Annotated in this window: 7 protein-coding genes; 1 reads left to right on the top strand and 6 read right to left on the bottom strand. The window is 61.2% G+C overall.

Features of this window, described 5'->3' with window-relative positions; genetic code table 11:
• Positions 1–26 precede the first annotated feature (26 nt).
• The 5 genes from AB433_RS19340 to AB433_RS04675 form a co-directional block, all read right to left on the bottom strand.
• Positions 27–893 (bottom strand): AraC family transcriptional regulator, encoded by an 867-nt coding sequence (locus AB433_RS19340; protein WP_082134789.1) that lies wholly within the window; start codon positions 891–893, stop codon positions 27–29.
• Between the two features lie 120 nt (positions 894–1013).
• Positions 1014–1766, bottom strand: coding sequence for an SDR family NAD(P)-dependent oxidoreductase (locus tag AB433_RS04690; protein WP_047820126.1), 753 nt, complete (start codon positions 1764–1766; stop codon positions 1014–1016).
• A gap of 50 nt (positions 1767–1816) precedes the next feature.
• Positions 1817–3955 carry a heparinase II/III domain-containing protein gene (locus AB433_RS04685; protein WP_053058984.1) on the bottom strand — a complete coding sequence of 713 codons (2139 nt, stop codon included), beginning with the start codon at positions 3953–3955 and terminating at the stop codon, positions 1817–1819.
• Between the two features lie 68 nt (positions 3956–4023).
• A complete protein-coding gene (locus AB433_RS04680) occupies positions 4024–5433 on the bottom strand; it encodes a polysaccharide lyase 6 family protein (RefSeq protein ID WP_053058983.1) in 1410 nt (469 codons plus the stop codon).
• Complete coding sequence (locus AB433_RS04675) at positions 5433–8351, bottom strand: TonB-dependent receptor (RefSeq protein WP_047820124.1); 2919 nt, start codon at positions 8349–8351, stop codon at positions 5433–5435. Before AB433_RS04675 ends, AB433_RS04680 begins: the two co-directional genes overlap by 1 nt.
• A 331-nt stretch (positions 8352–8682) precedes the next feature.
• Here AB433_RS04675 and AB433_RS19335 point away from each other — a divergent pair, with 331 nt between their 5' ends.
• Positions 8683–10593: a sialate O-acetylesterase gene (locus AB433_RS19335; RefSeq protein ID WP_218916921.1), complete on the top strand. Its 1911-nt coding sequence runs from the start codon at positions 8683–8685 to the stop codon at positions 10591–10593.
• A gap of 34 nt (positions 10594–10627) precedes the next feature.
• Here AB433_RS19335 and AB433_RS04665 read toward each other — a convergent pair whose 3' ends face one another.
• Positions 10628–11644, bottom strand: a complete 1017-nt coding sequence (locus tag AB433_RS04665; RefSeq protein ID WP_047820123.1) for a sugar kinase — start codon at positions 11642–11644, stop codon at positions 10628–10630.
• Position 11645 lies beyond the last annotated feature (1 nt).

Genomic DNA, 11645 nt, shown 5'->3' with positions numbered 1-11645 from the left:
ACCACCTGCGCTTCGCCTGCAAGCCGCTAACTGGCGGCTGATCGGTCCATGCGCCACCGACCGGGTGGAACGCCATATTCGCGAACGAAAGCCTTCCGAAAACCGAAAGGGGTGGAATAGCCCATTTCGTCTGCCACGGCCTTTATGGCAGCACCGCGCATGATTTCATCGGCTGCCCATTGCAACCGGACACTCTGCACATAGCTCATCGGAGACTGGCCCACGACGCGTGAAAAATGAAAAGAAAACTGAGGGCGCGCCAATCCGGAAACATCGGCCAGCTCGTTCAAAGTCCATCGCCGCCGGGGCTCCAGATGCAGGGCCGTCATCGCTGCTGAGATCGCAGGAGAACCAAGACCGTTGAGCCAACCGGTCGTGCCCTCAGGTCGCTTCGCAACGATGCTTCGCAACAGTTCTATAAGGATCATCTCCGCCATACGGTGCCCGGCTGCGGCGTAACCGTTGGCCCGGCATTCGATATGAGTCGCGACAAATTCTCGTACGACGGTGATCAGACTGACAAATTCTACGTCTGCCGCAGAGAGATGGAATATCGAAGGCATGCAATTTGCCAGATTATCCTGGTAGGCATGGTCCGCCCTGAACATCATGGCCAACACCTGCACGTCCGGCGGGTTTGGCGCATCCGGTTGATGTTTGAGAACCCGTATTCCCGCAAGGGGCCGACTTGAATCCCACAAATCGGATCCCGAACGCGCAGCCACCTCGGCAATATCGACCGCCGCGACATCCGATGACGAACACAGCTTGTGCTGCTGCCAGCGGGGCAGCAGCAGCATATCGCCTTCCTCAAGCCGGATTGCGTGGTCTTCTGCCGCTGGACAGTACCAACGCGCCCCTTTTTGACAACAGTGCGCTGACGACTTCGGCATCAATCGATCGGGGCGCCAGCTTTGTCAGCTGACTATCGGGCGATTTACGGATAAACTCGTGGTCGATCGGCTCCACTCCGAAGTGATCGGGAACCAGCTCCCTTCCAGCTTACAAGGCGGTCATGAAAAGAAGGTGCCGCCGTTGATGTCGATACCCGCGCCAGTGACAAACGCGGCCTTGTCGGATGCAAGATAACAGACGAGGTCGGCCACCTCGTTCGACTGCCCTTCGCGGCGCAATGGCGTGGCGGCGGCCACGTTCGCGCGCACTTCGTCTTTCGTGAAGGTGTCGTGAAACGTGGTCGCGATCATGCCGGGGCAGACCGCGTTGACGCGAATGCCCTTGGGGCCAAGTTCCTTCGCCATACCGCGCGTCATCGTCAACACTGCGCCCTTACTGGCGCCATAGGCGATGGCACCCGGCCCGCCGCCATCGCGACCCGCCTGCGAAGCGAAGTTGATGATCGAACCACCCTCCGCCATGTGCGGCAGCGCCGCCTGCGTGGCGAGGAAAGCCGAAGTGACATTCAACTTCAGCACCTGTTCCAGAAACGCCTCGTCCATCTCGGCAATCGTCTTCCGCGCAACCAGACCGCCGACGACGTTGACGACCACATCGATCCGGTCGCCAAACGCGGCGCAATGGTTTGCGACGACGCGGGCGACATCCCAGCGGTTGGTGGCATCGCCCTGTTCGGCAATGGCCTTGCGACCTGCCGCTTCGATCGCTGCGACAGCCGCTTTCGCACCGGCTTCGTCGTTGCAATAGTTGATGGTAACTGCCGCACCTTCCCGCGCCAGCCCTTCGGCGACGGCCCTGCCAATGTCGCGCCCCCCGCCGAAGACGATCGCCGTCTTCCCGTTCAAGCTCATAAAAATACTCCTGTCAGAATTCATGTTTCGATGAAAAGTCGTTGTTCGGTTCAGCCATCGGGCTGGTCGATCCGCTTGCCGGTGCCGTCGAACAAGGCGACCGGCCCGTTCCATTGCAGGCGCAACTTGCCGTGGCGCAGATCGTGTCGGACGGTCTCGGAAGGATTGTCGGCGATGACTGCCTGGATCGTTCCGCCCGCCTTCGTGGTCATCTGCACCACCAACGCCCCATCCAGTCGGACAGTCTTCAGGTCCGCAATGCGTGGCTCACTGGCGACGGTCGTTTCGGCGGCTGGATCGTATCGGCCATGCGGTTCCAGCACAGTAAGGATGCGGGTCTTGCCACTACCTCGGGTGCGGACCATCGCGCCCATTTCGGGGCGAAGGTTGAACTCCGGATCGTTCGCGCCCGCGCGGATCAACGCCAGTTTCGACGCCGGCGGTGCAAGTGTGTGCAGCGAATAGAACCGCCCTCCGGTAAGCCATGTCAGCCGCCCTGTCCCATCGGCCAGCGCGCCATCGCCAAGGTTCCAGATGTGCTGATAGCCATTCTTCACACCCAGCGGTGTCAGCCCGTCTGTCCGGATGGAAAGGGATTTCGGGAGGTTCGTGACCTGCCCATTGAACCAGAACGGAAGGTCGACGGGTTGCGCGCTGTCGGTATCGACCTCGACCACGTCCAGAAGGATGGGTTCCGCTTCGGCCCCGGGCCGGAACTGCAACGACGTCCGGGTCAGCACGGCATCGGGATAGGCATCGTCGATGGTCGCCGAAACGGCGTTCAGCCTGTCCGAGAACCGCGTATATCGCATCGTCGGCCAGTGTTTCTGGCCCTCTTTCCAGTCGCCCGCAAAGTGGCTTTCTTCGTTCACGACCGGCGCGTTGTGCGCCACCGTCTGCTGCGCGAAACTGTCGTTCTCGGGAAGGTAGCGCCCGCCTTGCTTGCTCGGCACGTTCAGGAACCGCGCCGCGCCATAATCGGTCAGGATTTCGTGCCCATTATCGTAAAGCATAATCGACAGCTTGTCGAAATGGCCGTGGCCCATGCCTTGCCCGGTGTCCTTGGCAACGATGGTCTGGGCCAAGGCGCCCTTACCCATGCCCAGGATCGCCATGCCGCCCTGATCGCCCTGCGGTCCGTCGCGCAGCAGCATGCTTTGCGGCGTAGGCATCGCGGCGTTCGTCTGCGCCGCCTTGGCGAGCGCCAGCCCTTCGCCCGTCATGACCGTTTCGCCCTGAATGCGGGCGATGGCGGGATAGACCGGATCGCCGGTCAGTCGATAGCCCAGCGCTGCGCCGTAGAGCAGTTCGGATGTATCGACGCCTTTTTCCTTGATCGCATCGTTTACCGGGAAAAACTTGCCCTCGTACGTCATCGCCACCGTCGCCGCGATGGCCTTGGCTACGATGCCGTCGCGACGTTCGAATATCTTGCGATCCGGCTCGTTCGCGTCGATCGCCTGCGCAAAGACGACGAAGGGCAGCAAGGCATAACGCTGATAATACGGGCCTTCGGTGTAATACCCGTCGGGTGAGAACAACTGGTCCAGCTGCGCTAGAAAGCCCGACGATCCATCGCCGTCCAGACCGTCTATCGCCCAATCGCTATAGCGTTCGTCGCCCAGCACATAGCCGGTCATGCCCACGCCAGCCGCCGCCCACGTCGCGTGGTTGTGGATCTTGCGGAACATTTCTGGCGATCCGGTGGACAGGAATTCCGCCATCGGACGGAACACGCCATCCTCGATCTGCTTGCGCTCCGCCGCGGTCAGGTCATCGCGGACTTCGTTGTAACCCTGAATCGCATAGACCAGCCAGACGGACTCGTTCAGCGCCTGCCAGAACAGCCGCCCGGGGGACTGGTTCTTGCGTTCGGGATGCAGCGGCAACGACGGATACATCGCGGCATAGCGCAACAGGATATCACGCGCATGATCGCGGTAATGGCTCTCTCCGGTAAGGCGATAGAGATAGCCTGCGTCATAGACAATCTGGCCGTTCACCTTGTGACGTTCGTGCGAATAGCCGCCGCCCGGATCCTTTGGCGCGGGCACGTCAATGCCCGTCTTCTCACTGGTCGCGACGCGCTTTTTCGCGTCGTTCAGTCCCTTTTGGAAAAGCAAGGGCAGATCGCTGTTTCCAGCGATCTGCCGTGCTGCCGTGTCGCTCAACAGCAGCGGTGCGGCCATGGCCCCTGAGGAGAGGGAGCTTCCAGACAAAGCCATGGCAACAAGAATAAAGGTACGGCGCATGCGGTTCATCCTGCGCTCTGCGTGGTATTGGGTGTAGGTTTTTCGTAATAGGCCGGGCCGACTTCGCGCCACGTTACCGGCTGCATGTCGAACGGCACGCCGGTTTCGATCCGCTGCCCATCGCGATAGGCGTAAAGCAAACCGTTCTTTTCACGCCGAACTTCGAAAGTTTCGGTCGCGGCTATGCCGTTACCCAGCCGAATCTTTGGCGAGGCCACGTTGCCCGTGAACGCAACCCCGCCCAGCGGCGCATATTCGCGCAGCTTCATAGCCGTCTGCCCGCCGAAAAGGTTGCCGGACATTGCAACCTGCGTTGGCGTAACCGTGCGGCTATCGTTGGCCCCAGCGCCAAAGGCGAACTGCAAGCTATCGTAAAAACTGTTGTTGGTGATCGTGGCACGCTGAACCGCGCGATACCCGCTGGACGATGCATCGGATTCCCCGTTCATCAACGTCAGTGCAGACAGGTAGCCGGTGCCGTTCAGGCCTTCGAAGTAATTCTCGGTCACCGTGTGATCCGATCCGGTCAAGCGGATGCCGCCGGTCTTTTCCCGACCGTTACCGACGAATACGTTGCGTCGCGCGACGTTCTTGCCGCCTTGGCGGAACGTCAACGCGCCCGACACTTCGTAGAACGTGTTTTCCGCCACCACGTTCTCACGCGATTTGAGAGAAATCACCTCCGGCTCGCCATTGGTGCGTTCGAAGACATTGCGATAGATCTGCGTGCCCGACACATCGTCGACGACCGTGCTGGTGCCGACCCGGATCGTTTCCGCGCCATTGCCGCCGAAATCGGGGCGCGGGCCGAAATAGTTGTACTCGATCTTGTGGTTGTTGGGCTTGCCCTTATCCAGATCAAGCCGAACGACCATCGTCGGCCCGGCGTTGGTCTTGCCGACAAAGGCGTTGTGATCGACGCGGTGCCCCTCACCCGTCAGCGAGACCCAATAGTCTTTCTGCGTTTTGTCGGGCTTTGAAAAATTCTCGACCACGTTGCCGGTGATGCGGTTGTTCTTGGGCAGATGGTCGCCCGATCCGCGAACGTTGATGACCGTCGAGCTGGGGGAATATCCGTCGCGGAAGACCAGATTGGCCAATACGATATTATCCCCCGCAATGCGGACAGAGGATTCGCCGGTAATGATGGTCTTCCCCGCGACTTTCGCCGCGACGATCACCGGCTTTGCCGCCGTGCCGCCCTGCTTTATAGAGAACTGCAGGTCTTTCCATTCGCCTTCGCGCAGGAACACCCGGTCGCCCGGCTTTGCAGCGCGCAGCGCGGTGGACAGCTCGCTCTCCGTCCGAACGTTGTAATCCCGGGCCAGCGCCAGTTGCGGGCTGACCAGTGCGGTTCCGCCAAGGGCAGCGCCGACCAGCGCCGCCCTGATGCCCATTTTTTCCTGCGCCAGCATCAGAAACGCGCCCTTATGCCAAGGTAATAGGTTGTGCCGAATTCCTGATAATCGCGGAAGCTGCCCCGGACCGGCATATAGTCGATGCGCGGTTCGTTGGTGATGTTGACTGCATCGACGCGCAGCTGGATCGCTTTGGACAGGTTGTAGCTGGCGCGAAGGTCGATCACGTCATTTCCCTCGACATAGCGAAGCTGCGTGTTTCCGCCCAGGAAGTCCTGATGATAGCCCGAACGATGCTTGTAGATCGCCTGCAGGTCCAGATCACCGATGCCGTAGAACACTTGCGCTGTGTAGGTCAGCTTGGAAAAGCCGGTGATCGAGGCCGGTTCGATAATGCGGGGGATGACATCACCCGTCTCGACATCGATCTGGTCGCCCAGCGAAATGTCTTCCGAACGATAATCGGTTTTCGCCCAGTTCAGACCCAGCTTGAAGCCCAGTCCGTCCAACGGCTTTGGCAGCCACGTCAGCGTATGCGCAGCATTGAACTCGATACCCGTCAGCTTGCTGGTATCGTCGGTCGTCTGTTGCTGCGCCACCGGTACGGTGATCGGGGTGCCATCGACCACGAAGGTTTCGTCACGCAGCACCGGGATGATGCCGCCCTGAAAAATCTTGTGATAGGCGGCCACCGAAAGCAGCGTGTCGCGGTTCGGATACCATTCCAGCGAAGCATCGAAGTTCCACGCCCGCAGCGGTTCGCGTGCCGGGCTGCCCGATGCGCGAACATCGTCGATCGCTTCTTCGACATTGGCATAGCCCGTACCCTCGTTTTCGGCGAGGGAGAAAGTCCGCCCTGCGCCCAGCGCACTGGGATCGGGGCGCGCCATCGCGCGATAGGCGGCGGTGCGCAGCAGAAGATCGGGCCGAAGCTCGAAAATCAGGTTCATGCTGGGCAGCCAGTCGGTGGTGCTGTTCTTGAATCGCACCTGCTCGAAATTGCCCGTCGGCTCGATCTGAACAGTATTGTCTTCGTTGGTGATGATGGTCAGCTCGGCGCGAACGCTGTCCGACCTGACATCCGTGATCACGTAGCGGGTGCCGATATTGCCGCGCACCGGCATATTGCCCAGCATCGTGTCGATATTGGCCATCGCATAGACCGCGATAGTCTCCTCGCGCACGGTCACATCGGCCGGATCGAACGCCACGTCAGGCGGGCCGAAGTCTTCCGAACCGGTATATTCGCGATAGAGGCACAGCGTGTCGAACGTTGCCCAGCTCTGGATCGAGTGGCCATCGGCGTTGCCCAGGAAATTGCTCTGCGGGAAATCGATGCGGCAGGCTTCGTTAACCGCGCGGTCGATCTCACGATCAGCGTTGTCGAACTGGTTGCGACGGAATTTCTCGGAATAGTCCATCCGGCCAAAGCGCACGCCACCCTCGATGGAGCGGATGAAACCGTTGTCCAGCGATACGTCGCCATCGAAACGCAGGGCGCGGATTTCCTGCTCTGTCAGGTCGCGATCGCGTAGCAAAAGGGCATCGTCGCTGTAGAGCGAGTGATCGTTGAGGTCGAAGATCGGGTCGACCGTCAGGATCGGAATCTCCGAGTTCGTATAATCGTAGGTATAAGGAACTTCGCCGCCGGTTCCCGGAAAAAGTTCCGCCCGCGCGGTAGGGTTGCCATAAATATCCAGCCCGTCGGACCGAAGCCGCGAACGCCGGTTGAGATCGTCACGCCGCGTTTTTGAATATGCCATGTCCACGGCCAGCACGACATTGTCGTCCGCCGCAAAAGCGACATTCAGGCCCGCGCCGTAATAATCTTCCTGCCTCTGGAAATACTGCCCATCGGACGACAGTTGTGATGTGCCGGTATAAGACTGCAGCACGCCGTTTTCATCATAGACCGGGTCCGGCCCGATACGACGATTGTCGGCGAAGACCAGATCGTGGCGATCCTCGGTATAATCACGCTTCGAGATCTGTGTATCGAGGTTTATGTCCCAGCGCGGATCGGGCTGCCACTGGATCGACGCAAACAGCGCGTCGCGGCGATCGTCCTCACCCTGCTGGCGCAATCCCAGCGAGTTGCCGACGAGGTAAAAGGGATTGTCGGCATTTTCCCCGCCGAGATCGATGACATTGTCGGTATAGCGACTGAACCGCCCCCGTCCGGATTCTTCCGCCGGCACGACCGTCGCGTCGCAGGCACTCCACGTCGAAGACGCAAACATGCGGTCCTGCGGATTGGTCGTTTCGTTCCTCTGAATGCCGATCGACAGGCCCAGTTCGCCCATCTCGCCCATGTCGTACTGGTCGATATAGGACAGCGTGCCGCGCCAGCTTAGCGCGTTGCCGTTCTCCATCCGGTCGGCCAGCGGATTGTAGCCACCCTTCAGCATCAGATTGACCCGTTCGCGCCCATAGTCGAGCGGGCGGACCGAACCGATTTCGATAAGGCCAGCGACGCCGCCCTCAACCAGATCGGCCTGCTGTGTCTTGTAGACCTTGACGTTATTGACCAGTTCGGACGGGAACTGGCTGAAATTCACAGAGCGGTCGCCGCTGCCATTGGTTGCCTGACGGCCGTTGAAGGTCGTCAGGCCCAAAAACGGCCCAAGGCCGCGAATGGCGATCTCGCTACCGCCACCCTTGCCGCGGTGACCGCCTGCGCCCGTGATCGTTTCCAGCACTTCGCTAAGCGAAAGAGCGGGCAGGTTGCCGATATCTTCGGAAGAAACCGCGTCGACGATCGCATCTTCGCGTCGCTTCGTATCGATCGAGCTGCGCACCACTTCACGAAAACCCTCGACCACGATCGTATTGTCGTCGGTCGCCGCGCCGTCAGACGCATCGGCCGTATCCTGCGCGAACGCCGGAGCGGCGACACACAGGCCTGACAGCACGGTGGTCATGGACAGCAGCAACTTCGCCTTCGAGCGGCGCGTGCGAGCCGATTGCAACAGCATTGATCTCTCCCGGAACTTTGGTTTGAGATTTAACTATACCAATATTGACTCAAGTCAACGACCGATCTCAACTTTATTGATCCTACCAATTATGAAATGGCGTAACCTTCAATTGCCGGCATTGGCTTGATGCGGCAATTCCAAGGCGCTGCAATGGCGCGACGAGGCAAGATAACGACCAGTTCAAAACTGGACCCTTGCTATGCTGCGCGACTGCCTGCATCATTGGACTATAAAAATGGCCTATCCAATATGAGAAGGATGTTTGATGTTCGCTAGAATCTCCGGTTCGCTGTCTGCCCTCGCAATCTGCTTGGCGGCACAACCCGGCTTGACGGGCGAGCTGGTCTCGCCCGCTCTTACCGACGGTATGATGGTTCAGGCAGACCAGCCGATTCGCGTCTGGGGCGAAGCGGCACCGGGGCAGGAATTGACCGTCGCATTCGATGGCGCGGGGGGCGCTGCCAAGGCGACAGCGAACCGCGATGGCCGCTGGATGGCGGAACTGCCCGCGCGTAAGGCGGGCGAAACGTTCGCCATCACGATCACCCCGCAGTCCGGATCGGCCCGCACCCTGTCCAACCTGATGGCGGGCGACATCTGGCTCTGTTCCGGTCAGTCGAACATGGACATGATGGTCAAGGATGCCGCCAACGCCCCGCAGGTAGAGGCGCGCAGCAGCCGCTATCCGATTCGCGTTGCCAAAGTCCGTCGCGCCAGCCTGCCTGCTGCGACTTCGGCGATGACCTACGACATCGCGTGGTCGCCCGCATCCGCCGAAAGCATTGCCGAATTCTCCTCCGCTTGCTGGCATATGGGTGAAGAGATTGTAGACCGCACAGGCCGACCGCTCGGCCTGATCCATTCCGCATGGGGCGGCACGACGGTTGAGGACTGGATCGACGCGACGACGCTGGGCGGCATTCCGGGCAATGCAGAGGCGATCGCGTTGCTCAATGCCTATGCAGCCAATCCGCAAGAGGGATCGGCCCGGTCTGCCGCCGCGACCGAGGCATGGATCGCAAAGGTTAGCCCCGAAAACGCGACGACCGCCGCCTATGCAAAGGCCGACACGGATATTGCCGGCTGGCCCACCATCGACCTGCCGCAGATGTGGGAACAGGCCGGTATCGAGCCGCTGTCCAATTTCAACGGCATCGTCTGGTTCGCGCGCGACGTCATGTTGACCAAGGCACAGACGAGCGGGTCATTGGTGCTGGATCTCGAACGCATCGATGAACGCGACACCGTGTGGGTCAATGGCAAACTGGTCGGCGCAGAAGTCGATCCCAACCAAAAACGGCTTTACACCGTACCGCAATCGGCCCTGCGCGAAGGCCGCAACCGCATCGCGATCCGCGTGGTCGACGAACGTGGCTCTGGCGGATTCCGCGCGCGGCCGGATCGCTTTCTGTTCCGCCCCAAAGGCGGCGACAGGGTTTCGCTGGCCGGGGCGTGGCATTACCGCATCGGCGCAGAGATCAAGGGGCTGGCCGCCGCGCCGCCCGTGCCGTGGAAAGCGCCGCGCGGGTTTACCACGCTTTACAACGGCATGATCGCGCCGCTTGCCCCGATGCCAATGAAGGGCGTGGCCTGGTATCAGGGCGAATCGAATACGGGCACCGGCATGGGTCCGGTCTATCGCGATTTGTTGAAAGGCATGATGCGCGGCTGGCGTCTGGCTTTCGGCCAGCCCGCACTGCCGTTTGTCATCGCGCAGCTGCCAGGTTTCGGCGGCTACGACACAAAGCCGGAGGACAGCGGCTGGGCCGAGTTGCGCGAGGGGCAGCGTGCGGCTGTCGCGCAGACCGATAACGCCGGACTCGCGGTCTTGATCGACAGCGGTGAAGAAGAGGACATCCACCCGCGTCATAAGACGCTGGTGGGCGAGAGGCTGGCAACCGAGGCGATCCGGGTCGCCTATGGAGATGCCGCGCAGCCGGTTGCGCCCTATCCTACGGCGATCACGCGCAACGGCGGCGATTTGATCGTGCGTTACCCGGACAATGTCCGGTTCGAAGTCGTCAGCGCGCTTGACCCCACCGCGTTCCAGCTGTGCACGGCGGCGGGCAATTGCCAATTCGCGCGGGCGCGTATTGAAGACAACACCGTCATCGTTTCGGGCGCGGTGGCCGACAAGGTAGAGGTCCGCTATGCCTGGGAAGATACGCCGATCGTAAATCTATATGCGAAGAACGGCTTGCCCGCCGCACCGTTCAAGCTGGCGGTGGGTGCGCAATAGGGCCCCCGCCCGGCACCCATTCCAGCTGAGCCCGTCAGCGCCGCACGTCGGTGCCGGCGGGCTCAAACTTTTCAAGATCGGCGCGGGTTATCGCGATGGTATCACCGTGGATGCCGTGCTTCATCGCGGCCAGCGCCAGCCCGCTTTTCGCCATCGCCTGCGCCGTTCCACCGTCCAGCCAGCCCAACAGAACCCCGGCTGCAAAGGCATCGCCGGTGCCGATCCGGTCGACGATAGGCGACAGGCGGACTTCATCGGTTTGCCAATGGCTATCGCGCAAATCGACGCGACTGGCGATGCGGTGGCTCGTCGCGCTTTCCACCGTGCGGGCAGTGGATGCGATGATCTGAAGGTTGGGAAACGCATCGAATGCAGCGACGGCCGCCTCTCTGCGCCGGTCCGGCCCATCGCCGGAAAATGCCTTGCCCAACAACAACGATACGTCGCGATGATTGCCAAAGAGGATCGTGGCCTGCCCGATCAGGTCCTGCAGGATGGCGCGCGGATCGCTGTCCCACGCATCCCACAGGTTGGCGCGATAGTTCCCGTCAAAAGAAACCGGCACGCCCGCCGCCTGCGCAGCACGAACCGCGGCGAGCGCAAGCTCTGCACCGTTCTGCCCCAGCGCCGGGGTTATGCCCGATACGTGCAGCAAACCCGCACCATCCAACGCCGCAATGAAGTCGAACTGCTCCGGGGTGGCGCGCGCAAACACGCTGCCTTCCCGGTCATAGGTGATCGTGCCGCCAATCGGACCCGAAGGCGGTTCGAAGAAATAGAGCCCCATGCGCCCTGCGGCGTTGCCGACATGGGCAAAGTCCACGCCCGCCTCGCCCAGCGCGGCCAGCGCCCTTCGCCCCAATGGATTGTCGGGCAAAAGACTGACCATCCTGCTCGGCCAGCCAAGGCTGGATAGCGCGATCGCGACGTTCGCCTCTGCCCCGCCGACGGCAAGCTCCAGCCCATTGCCTCGCGCCAGCGGTCGCCCCGGCTCTGACGACAGGCGCAGCAGAAGCTCGCCGAAACAGACGACCGGCTTTCCACTGATCATC

This window comes from Croceicoccus naphthovorans (assembly GCF_001028705.1).
GTDB lineage: Bacteria > Pseudomonadota > Alphaproteobacteria > Sphingomonadales > Sphingomonadaceae > Croceicoccus > Croceicoccus naphthovorans.
This window is presented reverse-complemented; position numbering and strand designations above follow the sequence as displayed.